This is a genomic window from Acidimicrobiia bacterium, from assembly GCA_040289475.1.
Classification (GTDB): Bacteria; Actinomycetota; Acidimicrobiia; order ATN3; family PSLF01; genus PSLF01.
Genome location: PSLF01000010.1, coordinates 58098 through 75007 on the forward strand (window position 1 = coordinate 58098; position 16910 = coordinate 75007).

At 54.6% G+C, this 16910-nt stretch carries 17 protein-coding genes and 3 tRNA genes; 11 read left to right on the forward strand and 9 right to left on the reverse strand.

Annotated elements, in window-relative coordinates:
- The 4 genes from thiS to C4318_06605 form a co-directional block, all read right to left on the reverse strand.
- Window positions 1-285: a thiamine biosynthesis protein ThiS gene (gene thiS / locus C4318_06590; GenBank protein MER3454812.1), complete on the reverse strand. Its 285-nt coding sequence runs from the start codon at window positions 283-285 to the stop codon at window positions 1-3.
- 12 nt (window positions 286-297) lie between these two features.
- Window positions 298-1509, reverse strand: coding sequence for a glycine oxidase ThiO (gene thiO, locus C4318_06595; protein MER3454813.1), 1212 nt, complete (start codon window positions 1507-1509; stop codon window positions 298-300).
- A 111-nt stretch (window positions 1510-1620) separates the two neighbouring features.
- Window positions 1621-2253, reverse strand: a complete 633-nt coding sequence (thiE, locus tag C4318_06600; GenBank protein ID MER3454814.1) for a thiamine phosphate synthase — start codon at window positions 2251-2253, stop codon at window positions 1621-1623.
- 66 nt (window positions 2254-2319) lie between these two features.
- The gene (locus C4318_06605; GenBank protein MER3454815.1) at window positions 2320-2571 is read right to left on the reverse strand and encodes a TIGR02611 family protein; all 252 of its coding nucleotides are present in this window, start codon (window positions 2569-2571) and stop codon (window positions 2320-2322) included.
- A 412-nt stretch (window positions 2572-2983) separates the two neighbouring features.
- Between C4318_06605 and C4318_06610 the strand changes: the two genes are divergently transcribed.
- The 10 genes from C4318_06610 to C4318_06655 all read left to right on the forward strand — a co-directional run bounded on the left by C4318_06610 (window position 2984) and on the right by C4318_06655 (window position 14153).
- Complete coding sequence (locus tag C4318_06610) at window positions 2984-7786, forward strand: hypothetical protein (GenBank protein ID MER3454816.1); 4803 nt, start codon at window positions 2984-2986, stop codon at window positions 7784-7786.
- A gap of 357 nt (window positions 7787-8143) precedes the next feature.
- Entirely contained in the window at window positions 8144-9049 is a 906-nt protein-coding gene (locus C4318_06615; protein ID MER3454817.1) for a hypothetical protein, read from the forward strand.
- Window positions 8979-10082 carry a hypothetical protein gene (locus tag C4318_06620; protein ID MER3454818.1) on the forward strand — a complete coding sequence of 368 codons (1104 nt, stop codon included), beginning with the start codon at window positions 8979-8981 and terminating at the stop codon, window positions 10080-10082. Before C4318_06615 ends, C4318_06620 begins: the two co-directional genes overlap by 71 nt.
- Window positions 9932-10258, forward strand: coding sequence for a hypothetical protein (locus tag C4318_06625; GenBank protein ID MER3454819.1), 327 nt, complete (start codon window positions 9932-9934; stop codon window positions 10256-10258). Before C4318_06620 ends, C4318_06625 begins: the two co-directional genes overlap by 151 nt.
- A gap of 9 nt (window positions 10259-10267) precedes the next feature.
- Window positions 10268-11008: a hypothetical protein gene (locus C4318_06630; protein ID MER3454820.1), complete on the forward strand. Its 741-nt coding sequence runs from the start codon at window positions 10268-10270 to the stop codon at window positions 11006-11008.
- Window positions 11005-11469: a Na(+)/H(+) antiporter subunit C gene (locus tag C4318_06635; GenBank protein ID MER3454821.1), complete on the forward strand. Its 465-nt coding sequence runs from the start codon at window positions 11005-11007 to the stop codon at window positions 11467-11469. The genes C4318_06630 and C4318_06635 overlap by 4 nt, the downstream gene beginning before the upstream one ends.
- Entirely contained in the window at window positions 11466-12968 is a 1503-nt protein-coding gene (locus C4318_06640) for a Na+/H+ antiporter subunit D (GenBank protein MER3454822.1), read from the forward strand. Before C4318_06635 ends, C4318_06640 begins: the two co-directional genes overlap by 4 nt.
- The gene (locus C4318_06645) at window positions 12965-13555 is read left to right on the forward strand and encodes a Na+/H+ antiporter subunit E (GenBank protein ID MER3454823.1); all 591 of its coding nucleotides are present in this window, start codon (window positions 12965-12967) and stop codon (window positions 13553-13555) included. Before C4318_06640 ends, C4318_06645 begins: the two co-directional genes overlap by 4 nt.
- The gene (locus C4318_06650) at window positions 13555-13815 is read left to right on the forward strand and encodes a Na(+)/H(+) antiporter subunit F (protein MER3454824.1); all 261 of its coding nucleotides are present in this window, start codon (window positions 13555-13557) and stop codon (window positions 13813-13815) included. Before C4318_06645 ends, C4318_06650 begins: the two co-directional genes overlap by 1 nt.
- Window positions 13812-14153 (forward strand): hypothetical protein, encoded by a 342-nt coding sequence (locus C4318_06655; protein MER3454825.1) that lies wholly within the window; start codon window positions 13812-13814, stop codon window positions 14151-14153. Before C4318_06650 ends, C4318_06655 begins: the two co-directional genes overlap by 4 nt.
- Window positions 14154-14297: 144 nt before the next feature.
- Here C4318_06655 and C4318_06660 read toward each other — a convergent pair.
- Window positions 14298-14372, reverse strand: a tRNA-Val gene (locus tag C4318_06660).
- Window positions 14373-14691: 319 nt separating this feature from the next.
- Between C4318_06660 and C4318_06665 the strand changes: the two genes are divergently transcribed.
- Window positions 14692-14985, forward strand: coding sequence for a hypothetical protein (locus C4318_06665; GenBank protein ID MER3454826.1), 294 nt, complete (start codon window positions 14692-14694; stop codon window positions 14983-14985).
- Window positions 14986-15019: 34 nt separating this feature from the next.
- On the opposite strand, the gene C4318_06670 is transcribed toward C4318_06665, so the two are convergent.
- The 4 genes from C4318_06670 to C4318_06685 all read right to left on the reverse strand — a co-directional run bounded on the left by C4318_06670 (window position 15020) and on the right by C4318_06685 (window position 16605).
- A tRNA-Cys gene (locus C4318_06670) sits at window positions 15020-15094 on the reverse strand.
- A gap of 109 nt (window positions 15095-15203) precedes the next feature.
- Window positions 15204-15279, reverse strand: a tRNA-Gly gene (locus tag C4318_06675).
- Between the two features lie 89 nt (window positions 15280-15368).
- Entirely contained in the window at window positions 15369-15803 is a 435-nt protein-coding gene (locus C4318_06680) for a dUTP diphosphatase (GenBank protein MER3454827.1), read from the reverse strand.
- A gap of 574 nt (window positions 15804-16377) precedes the next feature.
- Entirely contained in the window at window positions 16378-16605 is a 228-nt protein-coding gene (locus C4318_06685; GenBank protein ID MER3454828.1) for a hypothetical protein, read from the reverse strand.
- Window positions 16606-16910: the final 305 nt, after the last annotated feature.

Here is a 16910-nt window from a genome sequence, read left to right on the forward strand (position 1 = left end):
TCACCCTCCCTGCGAGGCGCCGAGAATCTCTATGCGATCTCCCGCTCGTAAAGCCACGTCTGCCCATTTTGATCGTGGAACGACCTCCGAGTTGACTGCTACCGCCACCCCCGGGGGCCTGCGATGTCCTCGTGGCTCCAAAGATCTCAATTGACCCTGAGACTTAGCTTGCTCGGTTATGGTTGCCACTGGCTCACCTTCGGGCCCGCACTTTTCAACCACCAACTGAAGCAAACTTGTACCGTCTTCTACCTCGGTAACCTCTCCGTTGACGACTATTCGCATCGTAACTCGCCTTTATTGTGCTCCTGAGTTGCGGAAAGCTTCAGTCGCAGTCAGGCTTGATTTATAGAACCTCAACGGTGAGAACTGGGTCGCATAATCAGGCGGCCTTCCCTCTCGTACAATTTTTGCTACCGCATAGGCCGTTGCGGGAGTCAGCAGTATTCCGTTTCGAAAATGTCCAGTCGCATAAATCAGACCTTCGATTCCCGACTCGCCTATCAAGGGAGCGTTGTCGGGGCTTCCCGGCCGCAGTCCGGCCAGCATTTCTTTGATCTCGTACTCGACAATAGCCGGTATAAGTTCATAAGCGTCCCGCAGTAAATCTAAGATCGCTCCAGCGGTGACCCTGGCGTCGTAACCCATTTCCTCGACGGTTCCTCCGACCACGACCCTGCCATCGCTCCTTGAAACCAAATACACAGTCCTGCCGTGCACCAATCCCCTCACAGTCATTGAGATCGGAGGTGCAAGCGGCGGCTTAGCCATGATCATCAGCTGGCCCTTCACCGGCCTCACTGGGGGAACGAACTCCGGTGGCACCCCACCGACCTGAGCGGAATAACAGCCTGCAGCCAAAATGACTCGGGCAGCCTCGATCCGGTCACCACCTTCCAGCAGCACACCCCGCGCCCGATCTTTTGATATGACGACCTCTTTCGCTTTACGTCTGACAATCGAGGCCCCACACTGAGTTGCGGCTTCGATTAGCGCTTCCCCTAACTTTCGGTTGTCAATTGTGGCGTCCGATTTGGCATACACACCCCCTCTTAGAGAAGGACTGAGAAGTGGCTCCAACTCTCTGCATTCCGATGCCTTGACGACTTCGGCGTCGAGTCCAAGGGATCTCTGATACTTAGCTAGTTCATCCAATGTCGCCTTGTCATCACCGTCTTTTGCGACCAGCAGTATCCCCCCTGGCCTGTAATCCGGGTCGATACCTGAAACCTGGGCAAGCTCCTCGAGAAACTGGGGGTACATACGCGCCGACTCGAGGTTGAGCCTTAGAAGAGAGATCTCGCCGTAGTGAACCTCAGTTACAGGCGCTAGCATGCCAGCGCCGACTTTGGATGCCCCACTCATCGGGGCCGGATCGATAATACAAGTCGAGACGGAACTTTCTACTAACTTCCAGCCTGTAGCCAACCCTATAAGGCCTGCACCGACAATGACTACATCCACAGCGCGTGGGGGTTTTTCTGTGAAACGATCAGGCGAGCCGACCATCGACTAGCATTCCCAGCTCATATCCTCACAGTTCTATAGGCTTCGCCGGTGCAATTCTCGAATAACTGCTTCATGTACCTGCTACACCATCTCGTACAAGGCATTGCAGAGTCACGGTCCTACCCAGCCGATAATTGCTTTGAGCAATCTCTGTGTAGCGTCCTTCGGATCCGAAGCATCGGACACCGCAGATATCACAGCTACACCGTGAGCCCCGCTTTCCAAGACAGAGGCTATGTTTTCGACAGAAATCCCCCCAATTGCTACAACAGGAATCCTGACTGATTTGCAAACTTCAGCTAATCCCGCCAACCCGATCGGAGGTGGTAAGTCTGCCTTTGACTTGGTCTCAAAGCAAGGCCCTACGCCCAGATAAGTTGCGCCCTGCGACTCCAAGCGCCTTGCTGTGTACGCATCCCTCGCGGTAGCCCCAATGATGAAATCTCTTCCGGCTACTCTCCGAACTGCAGGGACCGGAAGGTCATCTGCTCCTAGGTGTACCCCGTCAGCCTCGGCTGCCAAAGCTACATCTACTCTGTCGTCTACCACACATCGTCTGCTCTTGGCCCTACACAACTCCACGATGGTCGATACGACCGCGAATGCCTCCCGGTCACTTGCATTTTTGAGACGAACCTGAATCACATGCGCTCCCCCTGCAAGCGCTGCAGAGGCTAGCTCAACGGGGTCGAGCGCAGTGTGATCTCCCACGATGACGTGAAGCCGTCCGAGCTTCAAGAGCAAGACCTCCCGTCTCAGTCGCAGCTAAGCGCCGCGGCCTATCCGACGGCGGTGTTCCCACAGTAGGACTTATTCGGCAGCGGGCGAAACAGAATCCGAGGTCTGCTCGACGAGAGTGGCTTTGCGACGTAAAGTCCCCCTTATACCTGACCCGACAGCTTTCGCTCGCTTGCTCGCTTGCTCCTTAGCCTTGTCGAGAAGCCTTCTCGCCCACAGATACTCGGTGGCAAGAAGGCCCAACCCAGCGATAATAGTCAGCCACCCTGGTCCGGGAAGCACCAACATGGCGATACCGGCCAGGACCACGGTGAGCCCCACCACCGTTATGATCACGCGCTTTGCGTGTCGCAGCACTGAATCCAAAGAGGCCCCTCGCTATGTGATGTCTTGCCGATTACAAAGAATTGATGACAAAGCTCACTGGCAGTTCGCAGCGTATGTTCCTCTGAGAGCATACTACACACCCGCATGCTCCCGCCTCTCGTCTGTACCCGCTGTTACATGATTAAGCTCACCCTTAGCTGACTCGTGCCTTTCGCTTTCAACCGATCCACCAACCCTCTCCGACTCTCCCAAGTAATACGGATAATAGTTATTCAGATGTGGCACTTGAAGGTAAAAGGGATTACCGTTTAGAGATGCCAGTCAAAGCCCGAGCAGGTGCTTGAGCTTGTAAAAGAGACAGGGGATGCGCCGGGGTCGCCGGTAGCAGTGGCAAAGGAATACTCCGGGGATGCATAGGGCACGCATACGAGTTCTGCCATCAAAAAAGTTTCCTTGGCCCAACTCCCGGGCTCGGACAAGTGCAGTGTTGATTTGCCTCATAGCCGTTCTCAGCTACCAGGCTCCAGCAGGCGCCGTGTTTCCTTGGCCCCCCAAGCCCCCGACCGTGAGCAATCCTTGGCGCTACGAGGATTATCTCTTCAGCTCGACACCCCCGTCCGAATTCAATCCCGCCAATTTCAGACAGTCCGGAGCGCAGTCGAGCAATCCGGCTTTACAGGGGTCACCCCAAGAGCTTCATGGAGTAATCGGTCCTAGCGTAGACAAAGCATGGAAGATTACGACCGGCCGCCCCGACGTGGTTACAGCAGTGCTTGACGACGGCATTTTGTGGCGAAATCAGACAACAATGAGCGATCTCGCAGCCAAGGTGAAACTAAACGAGGGGGAGCTGCCGGTGCCTAGGCCATCCACGCCTCCCCCGGATCCTTCCCATCCCTACGACAAAAACGGGGATGGCGTCTTTAACTTGCGTGACTACTGTTCGAATTTGGGACCCCCTCCAAACTGCGAGGATACTCGGGTTACCGACCGCAACGGCAACTCGATGATCGATCCCGAGGATCTTATCCTCGCGTTTTCCGACGGTGTAGATAACGACGGCAACGGATACGTAGACGACATAGCAGGCTGGGATGCGTTTCAAAACGACAACGATCCCTTCGACAATGTCAGCTTCGGGCATGGATCGGGACGAGCTCGCGAGGCGGTTGCCGAAGCTAACAACGGAAATGACGTGGGCAACTGCCCCAACTGCATGTTTATCCCCGTTAGGGTTGGCGACAGCTTCATTGTCTCGGGGAACAACTTTGCCAAGGGCGTTGCCTACGCGGTGGACGCAGGGGCCAACATAATTCAGGGCGCTTTGGGCGCACTCACAACATCCACATTCGGTCAAAAAGCGGTGGACTACGCTTACTCCAAAGGCATTCCCGTAATTTTGGCGATGGGAGACGAGGAGTACTTCCACCACAACATGCCCCAGGGGTACGAACGAACCATTGGGGTAAACGCGGTGAGAAATCCCACTACTGCCGATTTCCCCGAGGGCTACCTCTACATGTCGCAGTGCACCAACTACGGGGGGCAAGTGCTCGTCACCGTTCCCACAACCGAATGCTCGTCGGGAGCCACAGGCAACATGGGGGGTATCGTGGGTCTGGCTATCTCGGCAGCCAAGAACCGAGTGGCTCAAGGCCGTCTCACGACCTACAAAAGAGACGATGGCACATTGGCTCCATATCCGTTATCGGCAAACGAGGTTGCTCAACTGCTTCGAGCTGGAGCCGATGACATCGATTTCTCGACACCCCGAGGATCTGACCCGGCCAACAACTTCTCTCTGCCACCTGCAATGGGATTTATAACTTCAGAAAGGTGGCACACGGTCCAGGGGTGGGATATGTACTCGGGATACGGAAGAGTCAACGCCTATCGGACCGTAGAACTTGTCTCCGACTCGACAACTGCTATGCCTAAGATTCCGCCAGAGGCCGAAATTACCTCACCCCTCTGGTTCGAAACATTGCCAGCCTCGGGCATCATCCAGATCTCGGGAAGAGCTGCTGCCAACCGAGCATCCAATTTCAATTGGGTACTCGAGTGGGCCCCTGGCCCACAGCCACCGGATTATCCGGCATCGGACTCCTGGACTCAGATTGCTTCTGGATCTTCGAATCAGGCTGTGACTGGGGTTCTGGGAAGTCTTGACATGTCTACGGTAGCGGCCGCGCTTGGAGGCGCTTCGGGACCTCCCACGACACCTCAAGGATTGCCGGACCCAAACAAGTTCACCTTCCGCATAAGACTCAGAGTCACCGACAACTTCGGAAACAAAGGGGAGTTTCAAAAGCATGCGTTTGTCCACCAAGACTCACAACTTTTGCCCGGTTTTCCGTACAGACTGGGGCCAGGAGGCGAACAGAGTCCGACATTTGCAGACCTAGACGGTGACGGAAAAGACGATCTGATCCTTGCAGACTCGGACGGAAAGCTACATGCCTTCCGGCCGGACATGACGGAACTTCCCGGCTGGCCAGTTACTGCAGACGCCATCCCGCTTCCTAGTTCTGCCGTGGCGTACACGAGCGGCGCTCTGCCTTCGACCGTTTACGCAGAATTCGCCTCTGGATCTCCGGCTGTTGGAGACCTCGAAGGTGACGGTATTCCGGAGGTCGTAGTAGCCGATTTCGAGGGAAAGGTCTACGTTTTCGAGCCGAATGGGTCTAGAAAAGCAGGTTTTCCTGTCCAGACAAACCGAACGTACTCTTCCGATGCCGTGAGAAACGCCGACAACAGAGTTCACTGGTCGATCACGGCCAACCCGATCCTGGGCGATCTTAACAAAGACTCAAAGCTAGAGATCATAGTTGGAGCTAACGACCGGCATGTCTATGTCTGGCAACACGACGCGACTCTTCTACCTGGATGGCCCGTCCTCGTGCGAGATCCCGCTAAGGTCCAATCTGTCGACCCGATCAATCACAAGATCACATTCAAGCCTGGAGCAGGACAACGGATAGGATCCAAGATCATCGTACCTCCCTCGCTTGGAGACCTTGACGGAGATGGCGTCTTGGAGGTCTTGGTCGGTGTGAACGAGGAGTACGCCGAGACGCCCAATATCCCCGGATTCACACCTCTACCCGGCATAGAGCCCGGCAACGGCAGAGCGTACGCCATCAAGGCTACAGGTCTAGCCTCCCCAGGCGTCCCACCCGGCTCGGCTCTACACCCGAACGCATTTATGCCAGGTTGGCCTGTAAAGGTCCCCCTCCTCGCGCTCGGCATGCTCCCTTCTGTAGCGACAGGCATCAATGGGCCGCCGGTAGCAGCTGACATCGACGGAGACGGCAAAGACGAGGTAGCAGTGCAGGGATTTGCCGGCATGACGATGCTCTTCAGGGGTAATGGGGTCGGCTACTTTGGAAGAGATGCATCGGGTTTTGATTACTCGCTGGTTACCGGCCCACCCGGAGCCTCATCTCGCAGTAACGATCAAACCTCCCTAGGAGCCATCGGAGGGCTGGCCTTCGCGCGCATGACCTCAGAAGCTACGCCCAACGTCATCGGCGCGGGCTCAGGTCTTGGCCAATTTCTAGACTTGGGTTTTGTAGGAAACCAAACACCTTCCTGGTTCCACCTAAACGCCTGGAGTGTAAATGCGGGTCCTGCCCCTGGAGGTAACTTTCTCCCTGGATTTCCTCATCCCATCAACGAGTATCCCTTCCTAACCCAACCAATGGCTGCAGACATCAACGGCGACGGCTTCAACGAAGCTGTCATCGGAACCGGAGGATACGAGTATCAAGCAGTAGATGCGAACGGTAACCTAGCTCCAGGATGGCCGAAATTCACCGGGGGATGGAATGCGGCGACGATGGCGGTGGGTGATTGGTACGGCAATGGAACCCAAATCGCTGTCGCGCCCAGTAGGCGTGGATGGATCTTTGCTTGGTCTACGGCAGGATCCGTGTGTCGCGCAGAGTGGCCAAAATTCAACCACGATCAACAGAACACCGGCAATCTTAGGATGGACGGAACTCGGCCGGGGGACATAACCGACCTAGCGATCATTTCTACCGCATCAGGGGCGAGGGCCAAATGGACAGCGCCCGGTGATGACGGGAGGTGTGGAAAGGTTGCCGGGTACGACCTTCGGGTAAGTCAGAACCCCATCAATGAAATGAACTGGGCTTCGGCGACTCCGCTCACCGATCCCGCGATACCACCCAGCCAGATTGTAGAGCCCCATAACGAGCAAATTCTCGATCTTCCGTCCTCCCTCGCAGGGAAATATCTAGGGGTACGCAGTTTCGATGACGCTGGACACTACAGCAGAGTGCGATCCGCTGTAATTCCTGCCCCGACACTAGTGACTATCTCCGGGACGTTCTCTGGCGGCCAATTCGGGGCAGTAGCGGTTTTTTCTTCGTCCACTGGCACACTTGTGGCCTACTCATGCTGTATTTACCAATTCTCTGGCTCGTGGGCTGTCCAAGTACCACCCTCTAGTTGTCCATCCGAGGGCTACAAGGTTTTGTTCATTCCAGCAACCGAATTCCAGAGATCGTCCTGGTACAACGCAAAGAGCAATTTTTCCCAGGCTGATTGCGTTTCCGCTCCTTCTTCCTCAAATGACATGGACGTTTCCTCCCCCGGGATTATCCAGGGATATACAAAAAGAGCGTCCGATGCTCAAGACGTAGATGGTGTGGTCATTTATGCATGGGACTCCACAAGCGGTGCTTTTGCTGGCTGGACAAAATCCGGATACCAAGGTCCCGGCAGGTATAGGTTGCAGCTGGCTCCTGGTAGGGCTTACAAGGTTCAGGCTAAGTCTCCGTCCTACTTGGAGGACACTTTTTATTCGGGCGCCTCCGCGTACGGAGATGCGACTGCTGTAACTCCCCCAGCCGATATAAACTTTTCTTTGAGGGAGGCTGCTAATATCCAAGGACAGGTGTTTTGCACGTTTCCAGCATCTGCTGGGGGGTCATTTGTTTCAGCTTTTTATGAGCTAGCCAAAAAGCCATACAACTCTTTAGCTGACGGTTCCGGGAATTATTCTCTTAAAGTTCCTTCGACTCTTGCATCTGGCTACACCTATCGTGTGAGAGCTATTCCAAATAATGCATGCTCAGGTGGAATAACTCGGTGGTACCAAGGCGCTCTTCCCGGTACAATTCAGCCTACCTCAGCTTCTGAAATACCTGCTCCTACTATGGCAGTCAACATTGACGTCGGTCCTTAGCTATCCTGAGTTCTTTATGTTTTTTGTGAAGTAGGATTAAACGCAACAGAAGTAGAGAATCTTGAAAAGACATTTTCCGGCAATGTCGCTGCTGTCCGAGGGGTAGACTTCTTTGTTAGGGGGGGTCAATCTTTGGTTTTCTAGGGCGGCGTGCCTTAACTTTGAAAAGCAGGATCGACTGATTTTGTAAGCATTAATCAGAGATTTCGAAGCCGCGACTGCGCTGCAGAAGCACTATACTTACATGTCATGGGGCGTGCCGGGAAGTCTGGTCGGCAATAGGGGGACCACGGACGTAAGAGCTCCTCTTACTCAGTAGCGTCCAGGTCTCTATAAGGCCGAGCCAGAGGAGCCTCGATGATTTTTATCCTGGTAGGTTTTCACATCGTTCTCGCTTCATTTGCCCCGATCATTTATAGATTGGTAAAAAGGCATATTGTTTTCGTTGCTGCCTCGGCACCGGCTGTAACTGTTATCTGGGCTGCGTTTTTCGCTCCGAGAATCGTCGCTGGCCAACCCTACATAGAAAACTTGGACTTTGCACCCTCGCTAGGGTTCCAGCTTTCTTTTCGTGCAGATGCCTTTGCTCTTTTGATGTGTTTTGTCACAAGCACCCTAGGGGTGCTGTTATTCGCCTACTCCTACTTTTACTTCTACCGCTTTGAAGAGGATCTCGCTCGGTTCACAGGGTGGATGCTCGTTTTCGGCGGATCGATGCTAGGCCTAGTTTTTTCTGACAATTTGATTGAACTGTTTACATTCTGGGAGCTAACAACCATTGCCTCTTACATGCTGATCGGCTTTTACGACCAAAAAGAGGCTGCTAGAGCCGGTGCTCTTCAAGCTCTTCTCATGACAGGATTAGGAAGCCTCGTCATGCTGGCGGGCTTTGTTATGGTTGGCGAGGCAGCCGGCAGTTACTCAATAAGCGAAATCTTGAGATCTGCACCGCGTGGCCCTCTAGTGGAAGTAGCGGCCGGATGCATTCTTATAGGTGCTTTCACAAAGTCCGCTCAAGTACCTTTTCATTCCTGGCTTTCCTCGGCAATGGTAGCGCCGACGCCTGCCTCGGCGTACCTACACGCAGCTTCCATGGTCAAAGCTGGCGTCTTTTTGATTGGACGTCTGTCGCCGGCCTTGGCTACAACCGGGCTCTGGCGACCTTCCTGTCTTTTGGGTAGGAATTCTGACAATGTTCACAGGCGCTTACAGGGCTCTGCGCCAGTACGACTTAAAACTGCTGCTTGCCTTCGGGACTATTAGCCAACTGGGTGCTATGGTGGCACTCTTCGGACTCGCTACACCCCAGACAGCCCTGGCTGGCGTCGTAGTGTTGCTCGCCCATGCCATGTACAAATCAGCGATGTTTATTTCAGGAGGGATCATCGAAAAGCTGTCGGGGAAACGCGACATCCGCCACCTCAATGGCTTGGGAAAACAAGAGCCAGTTCTTTTTGTCGCAAGTGCATTAGCGGCAGCCTCTATGGCAGGGCTTCCCCCACTAGTCGGATTCCTAGCCAAAGAGGAGATGCTCCGCTCGCTGTTAGAAACGCCACTCGCACCCCTTCTAGGTGTCGGACGCAACCTCATTGCAACATACTCGACTGCTGGTGCCTTCGTTGTGGTCGTAGCCACGTCGACTCTCACGGTCGCGTACAGTGCCAGATTTATAAAGGGTGCGTTCGGGTCGCGTACCCATGAGGAGTCCGCACTTTGGGGAACGGGACACTCGGATCTGAGCACGCCTGTCTTGGGCGAATCTTGTCAGCTAAATCCAATTTTTCTGAGCCCCCTGATTCTTCTAACCGGTGGGAGCGCTTTGCTTGGCGTCTATCCAAGAGCTTTCAAATGGCTTGCCGTCCCGGCGGCAAAGACTGTCACCGCAATAGCTTCTGCGACCGTTGATGGTCAAGCTCACGTCCATGACTTAGATGTCATGGCGAGGTTGACGGTGTGGAGTGGATTTAGCACATCTTTTGCGCTTTCGATCGGCGCAGTTATCGCCGGACTTCTCCTGTACCGAAAACGGATCTGCGTAGAGCAAATCCAGCGTCGTCTCCCGCATATTCCCGACTCTCTCAGTATGTACAGGAGATCTTTGGAGACCTTACTGAGAGTCGCTTATCGAGTGACGGGGATAGCCCAATGTGGTTCGCTCCCCGTTTACCTCGCCGTTACTGCGCTGATTTGGGTAGTGCTTCCTGCGGCGCCCCTCCTACAGACGCTACTTGCGGCGGAAGCAATTTCACCCCCGGACCATCCGGCCCCGTCGTTGTCGTCGTTGCCGCATCCGTAGTAGCGCTGGCTTATGGAGTGGCGACCTCGAAGCGCCGATTTAGAGCTGTTCTTCTGCTGGGGGGAGTCGGTTATGGAATCGGCGCCTTCTACGTCATCTGGGGGGCACCAGACCTCGCTCTTACTCAGTTTTTGGTTGAAACTCTCATGGTTATCGTATTCGTCCTAGTCCTGTGACACCTTCCCGTGGAGTTTGCCAGCCGCCCTTCCGTCAAAAGCTTTGCTCTTTTACGAGCAGGTATAGCCTCCTTGGTCGGCCTGTTCGTGTATGCATTTGCAGCAGCAGCCTCCGCGTTGCGGCAGCTGCCCCCAGTGTCCGAGAATCTCCCGGAGCTAGCTGTACTCGAAGCCCACGCCAAAAACGTGGTAAATGCCGTGCTAGTTGACTTAAGAGCCTTTGACACTATGGGGGAGATCACAGTTTTAGTCGTAGCCGCTATCGCGATAGCAGTTTTGGCCGCCGAAGCGCGGCAGACCATCTCTCCAGGGCTGCCGACCGCTTCCTCGCCTATCTTGGAAACAGGATCTAGAGCGGTGTTTCACACCATCTTGATCTTGGCATTGTTCATGTTCTTCTCCGGACACAACGCGCCGGGAGGGGGATTCGTGGCCGGGCTAGTGGCCAGCGGTGCATTCGTCGTTCGCTACCTAGCCTACGGGGCCGATGAACTAAAAAGGACATTGCCGCTTCGACCTGAGATGCTGATGGCAACGGGCCTTCTAGCATCCCTCGCCTCGGGTATCGCTCCTGTCTTTTTAAGTCATTCAGGCCAGGCCTTCGATTTTGGGTTCGCTCTCTTGACGCTTCCGGTCATCGGGGATGTCGGAATCTCGACAAGCGTCATATTCGATGCGGGCGTGTTCTTGACGGTCGTAGGAGTGGTGGCTGCAGCTGTCGACAGCCTAGGGATACGGGAAACAGGATGAAGGCCACCGTCCCACTTGTCGCTGCATACCTATTTGGAGTGGGAACATATCTTATCCTTCAGCGGACCCTCACCCGAATCCTTCTAGGTTTGGCGCTTATGGGTCATGGGGCCAACCTTTTCCTGCTCTTAGCAGGGGGCTCGAAAGGTACACCTCCGATACTCCCAAACGATGCAATGCCTTTGGGATCGGTAACCTCTAAAATGTCCGACCCGCTCCCACAAGCTTTTGTTCTTACAGCAATAGTGATTGGCCTTGGGACAATCGCTTTCGTCCTGGCCCTCGCATACAGAAACTGGACACTCACAGCCAGCGACGAAGTAGAAGACGATATCGAAGACCGGAGAATCGCTACCAGAGAACCTGAAAAGGGCTACATAGCCGAGGGAGCGGACCGTCCTCCGCTCCTCGCTGAAACCGACAGCGACAATGACGCGTTTGGGTTTGAGGAGCGGTCATGAGGGCGCTAGTTCCAGCCCCGGTTTGCATACCTCTTATCGCAGCGGCGGTAGCCCTTTTACTTCAGCGCAAACTCGATCTCCAAAGAGCAGCTTCGATTGCGGGACTGGTTGCCACTTTGGCAGTGTCGCTTTGGATCTTGGCGTCGGTTTATCGAAGTGGACCGATAGCAGCTCACCTGGGGGGTTGGCCCGCACCCGTTGGCATCGTACTAGTTGCCGACCTGTACAGCTCTCTACTGGTCTTGGTCTCCAGCATAACGGTGACGGTGGTCCTTATTTACGCAATCGGACAACTATCGTTTTCACTGGAATCTCGTTTTTTTCATCCCCTTTATCTTGTCCTCACAGCGGGGGTGACCGCTTCGTTTCTCACCGCAGACCTGTTCAATTTATTCGTTGCGTACGAAGTGACACTCATCGCTAGTTATGCGCTTCTGACTCTAGGAGGGATGGGGGTGCAAGTCCGTCCAGCCCTCACTTATGTAGTCGTCAACCTGTTCGCTTCGATTCTTTTTCTCACCGGTGTCTCGTTTGTTTATGCATCGCTAGGAACGGTAAATATGGCTGATCTTTCTCAGAAGGCCGCATCGCTAGATCCCCCACTACGCATGGCGTTGGCTTTTGTTTTTCTCGTTGTCTTTGGGATAAAAGCCGCTGTCTTCCCTCTTTATTTTTGGCTACCTGATAGCTATCCGACAGCTCCTACTTCGATCACTGCTGTTTTCGCTGGATTACTAACTAAGATCGGTGTCTACTCGTTGATCCGCCAGTTCACTCTGGTATTTGGAGTAAAAGGCACGCTGCGGGATGTACTTCTAGCGGTAGCTGGTCTCACCATGGTTATCGGAGTACTGGGTGCTATTGCCCAAGACGACATAAAGAGGGTGCTGAGCTTCCAGATCATAAGTCATGTTGGGTTTATAGTCTTGGGGTTGGCTATCGCATCCGTGGGAAGCCTTGCCGCTGGGATCTTTTACACCATTCACCACATTCCGGTAATCACGTCTTTGTTTTTGATCGGAGGAAACGTTGAAAAAGTCACTGGTACAGGCGCCCTTCCCAAGCTCGGCGGTATGGCTCGCCGTATGCCGGCATCGGCAATTCTGTTCCTGATCGGCGGAGCCAGTCTTGCCGGCGTGCCCCCGTCTAGTGGCTTTTTTGGAAAGCTGGGGCTTATCCAGTCTGGCATCTCGGACAGAACATATCTCCTTGTAGCTATCGCCCTTCTCACCTCGTTTCTAACTTTATTTTCTGTGTTCAAAGTATGGGGGGGCGTCTTTTGGGGAGAACCTGACGAACCACCTCCAATCGCTTCGTCACATGGTGCCGCAAAGTTGTACGTTCCTCGGCTCATGACAGCAGCTACCACAGCTTTAGTAGTTGTCGTAGTAGGTACTGCAATTGGAGTCGAACCGCTTTATCGCCTCTGCGCCAGAGCAGCAGAAAATCTCATTGAACCCTCACAGTACATAGCGGCAGTAATGGGTAGACACCCGTGAGTGGGATTAGAATCGAGAACACGGCCAAAACACGGTCACAGCCAATAGGCAGTTTTCTACGCCGGCGGGCTCTGATCTTGTTTTGGCTCACCTTTGTTTGGGCTGCACTATGGGGGAGCTTTTCCCCCCCTGTACTGGCTTCCGGTGCAATAGGCGCAATAGCGGTCTTGCAACTATTTTCGCGTGCGGTACCACCATCAATTGGCCGAGTCCGTCCAGTGGCTATACTTCGCTTCTTTTCCTACTTTGCCTATCGATTGTTTGTGGCCAATCTTGTAGTCGCTTGGGAGGTAGTGACGCCAAAGAACCGAATTAACCAGGGAGTCGTCGCTGTTCCTGTCGAAGAAACTACGGACTGGGTTATCACTCTATTAGCAAACGCGATTTCTCTCACGCCTGGAACCCTCAGTCTGGAGATACGAAGAGACCCACCTCTTCTATACATCCACGTCCTTCATCTCAAAAGCGTTGATGAAGTGCGTCGGGACATCAAGCGTCTCGAGCGATTAGTGCTAGAGGCATTCGGAGACGCAAAACCCCAATCTTGCATAGATATTTCTAAGAGAAAAAGGCCGGGTGTGCAGTGATGAACACGGTGACCTCTATTGCGCTCGGGGGCCTGTTTCTATCCGTTTCTTTGTGTCTAGTCCGCTTATTGACAGCAAAAACAATAGCCGATCGAATAGTAGCTCTTGACACAGCATTGGTGATGATAGCCGCAGGAGTTGCTATATACAGCGTGCGCGCGGGTACTCAGGCTTATTTGGGCCTTCTCTTTGTTGCGGCATTGATGGGATTCATCGGGAGTGTCGCAGTGGCCGGGTTCATTGAAAGAGATGCACAGTGAGTTCGAGAGAGATGCTCGCATCCGGGCTCATGTTAATAGGGGTGATCTTCAACATCTTGGCAGCCATTGGCATTTTGAGGTTTCCAGGAACGCTTGCCAAAATGCATGCTGCAACCAAGTCTACTACCCTCGGGCTTTCGTCGGTTCTTTTGGGCTCCGCTGTAGCGTTCGACAATGTCGGTGCTGCGACCCAACTGCTCTTAGTAATGGGTTTGCAGCTCGTTACTGCTCCAATTGCGGCTCACATGATTGGTAAAGCCGCCTATCGAGCTTATCGGGACGTGCGCGCCCAGCTCAGCGTAGACGAACTCGGCAACAGTGGAAAGAGAAACACATGAGCGGCAGTGGGGATCGCTCTCACATCCAAGCAATTCAGAATTCACTATGAGGTACAAGACGCGACCGACGCGACCCTTGAGAGGGAGCCTGTGACGCTGCGTCGGGTACTCAGATATCAGCGCCGCTGCTCATAGCTTCTCCTGAGGTGGGTGCTAGAGGATTTGAACCTCTGACCTCTTCCGCGTCAAGGAAGCGCTCTCCCCCTGAGCTAAGCACCCCTTCACTTCCACTCATCGAGCGGGATTGTAGCATCGATCCTTTTGGAAACAGATACTGTAAAGGACACCCGGACTGGTTTGTGTTCGGAAATCTAACTTCGCTAACCCGGAATAGACAGAGCCCAACATAGAAAGTACGTAGGTCGGTAAAACCCAAGACGGTTGTCAAACCACCTTGGCTGAGCCAATTGACAATTTTCCGTATCCGTGTCAGAGCCCAATACCCGAGGCGTTAACGTATCCACTATTGCAAATAGCTGGAAAAGACCCGGAGACTCAAGACTAGAGAACCGGACAGATACAGTCGAGAGGAGAGGCGATGAGGTCGTGGTCAAGCCTGCTGGCTAGGGTCGAGATGCGGGGGAAGACTCCCGACGACGATGAGCGCATAGACGAATTCGTGCAAGAGGTCGTCATACCCGGCCATCACGTAATCAGTTACGACCCGAGCAAAGAGGTAATCCTCGTTCTTTCAGCGGATGCCTGCGATCACCTAATGGAACTCGTCGATGATCATGCATGCAACCTTTGCACACGAATGAAAGCCCAGCTACAAGTCCAGAAATCGAGGTTGGGACAGGAAGGCATTGAGTACTTCGAGGACGAAGAGTAAGCATCGGAGCTCTGCAGGTCCGCGCAAGCATTCTCGGAGGCGGCGGGCGGAATCGAACCGCCGTACGAGGTTTTGCAGACCCCTGCCTGAGCCACTCGGCTACGCCGCCGAAAGAAAAACGAAGCCTCCAAAGCCTAGGCGCACGTGCGATCGCATACGACTGGACGCCTCTGCGTGGAAGCTCGACAGCGAGCAGGCCTCAAAGGCTCGCCGTCTACTCGAGCGGACGACGGGACTCGAACCCGCGACCCTCACCTTGGCAAGGTGATGCTCTACCAACTGAGCCACGTCCGCAGACAACACCTCCGACCGACTAACGGTTCGGTCGATGGTCCTCTTTGCAGTCAATACCAACTGGGCCGGAAGATCAACGCCATTTCACTCTAGGACAAACCCGTACTTCCGAAACCCGATTCCCCTCGTTGAGTAAGCGATAACTCTTCTACTCGCTCTATCTCAGGATAAGCGACGGGTACCACTACGAGCTGAGCAATGCGCTCTCCCTTATGGACCTCTATCGGCCGCTGCCTGTCCAAGTTGACAGCGATTACCTGTATTTCGCCTCGGTATCCCGGATCGATGAGGCCGCAGGCGTTCGCAAATGAGAGGCCTTTCGATTCGGCGAGTCCGGAGCGAGGCATAACTAGCCCTGCATGACCCGGCGGCAGTTCAACGGCCACTCCACAAGGGATCCTCTTGCGCTCTCCGGGCTCGATCACGCAAGACACCCGGGCCCTCAAATCCAGGCCCGCATCATCAGCCGTAGCCCTCGTGGGCTGAGGCAGATCCGGATCGAGTAATTTGATTCTCATCTTCATTGGTGACCAAATGCCTCCGAATCTTAAAAGCGGTACGGCAGTGAAAGTCACTCGGATTGTCGTCGCCCTGAGCTACCCTTGATAGCGAGGATAACCTGAGTCAAGGAGCCAAGTGACGACCGAGTGGGGTGGCCGGGAGGATTATGCAGCAGTCTTGCCTAGGATTATCCGCAACGACCTCCCGCTCGCCTGGCAATCGCTCTTAGGAGAGTACGACAGATGGCTACTGTAGTCGAATCACGCATTAGTTGCGATTGGTGTCACGCTGACGTTCCAGCCGGCTATCGAGGGTACTGCTTTCTCGGGCATCCGGTCGGTGGAGCGCCTATGGTCATGACAGCACCGCCAGCCGTAGCCGCACAGCAAGCTCCACCCACGCCAAAAGATATACCCCAAATGGCGCCAACGGTGCCGACGGGACAGTCAGAACCAAGTCAAGTTACAGCTGTCCCTGACACATTGATTCCCCCACAAGCTGGAACGCGACTGAGTTCCGAGGTTCCACCTCCTCAGCCTTCAGCGGAGACACTCGCACCTCCGCCTGCGATGGCGCCTCCTACTCGCCAGGAGGTTGCTACCTCGCCTCCTCCACCTCCCCCAGTAGAAGCTCCTCCAAAAAGGCGCCGATTCTTCCGGAGAAGTAAAGAAACAGACGAACAGCCCCAACCTCTGCGGGAATCGGCGAGAGGGCTGCACGCTGCATACTTGCCGGGCCAATCCCCTCCTGAGGCTCCTGCCCGAGATGTAGCAGCTCCAGCGCAACCAGAAACCGTGGTGCCAAGTACGCCAGCAGCAGAATCATGGCAGCCTCCAGGAGCTGTCACACCGGCGTCGCCGAGCTCAGTTTCTGCGCCAATTCCCCCTGGCGGATCTCCGCCTCCTCCGCCCCCTCCCCCGACAGGTTCTGCACCCGACGTAACTGACGCAGACGTTTCCATCGGGGAGGTAGTAGGTGCATATGCGGGTACGACTGGATCCGCTGAGCCCCCGAAGCCAATGATCGATCCTGTGACGGGTCAAACACTGGCCTGGACCGCCCAGTCAGCCGTAGTCCAAGAAGAGGCGGAGCGTCAGCGCAGGCTCGCGGCAGCACAGGAAGAAGAACGT

Coding starts and splice junctions, on each gene's coding strand:
- C4318_06650 (MER3454824.1), top strand. CDS start 13,555: ATGAACACGGTGACCTCTATTGCGCTCGGGGGCCTGTTTCTATCCGTT.
- C4318_06665 (MER3454826.1), top strand. CDS start 14,692: ATGAGGTCGTGGTCAAGCCTGCTGGCTAGGGTCGAGATGCGGGGGAAG.
- C4318_06685 (MER3454828.1), bottom strand. CDS start 16,605: ATGATTCTGCTGCTGGCGTACTTGGCACCACGGTTTCTGGTTGCGCTG.
- C4318_06640 (MER3454822.1), top strand. CDS start 11,466: ATGAGGGCGCTAGTTCCAGCCCCGGTTTGCATACCTCTTATCGCAGCG.
- thiO (MER3454813.1), bottom strand. CDS start 1,509: ATGGTCGGCTCGCCTGATCGTTTCACAGAAAAACCCCCACGCGCTGTG.
- C4318_06635 (MER3454821.1), top strand. CDS start 11,005: ATGAAGGCCACCGTCCCACTTGTCGCTGCATACCTATTTGGAGTGGGA.
- C4318_06680 (MER3454827.1), bottom strand. CDS start 15,803: ATGAAGATGAGAATCAAATTACTCGATCCGGATCTGCCTCAGCCCACG.
- C4318_06625 (MER3454819.1), top strand. CDS start 9,932: ATGTGGTTCGCTCCCCGTTTACCTCGCCGTTACTGCGCTGATTTGGGT.
- thiS (MER3454812.1), bottom strand. CDS start 285: ATGCGAATAGTCGTCAACGGAGAGGTTACCGAGGTAGAAGACGGTACA.
- C4318_06615 (MER3454817.1), top strand. CDS start 8,144: ATGATTTTTATCCTGGTAGGTTTTCACATCGTTCTCGCTTCATTTGCC.
- C4318_06620 (MER3454818.1), top strand. CDS start 8,979: ATGTTCACAGGCGCTTACAGGGCTCTGCGCCAGTACGACTTAAAACTG.
- C4318_06610 (MER3454816.1), top strand. CDS start 2,984: ATGCATAGGGCACGCATACGAGTTCTGCCATCAAAAAAGTTTCCTTGG.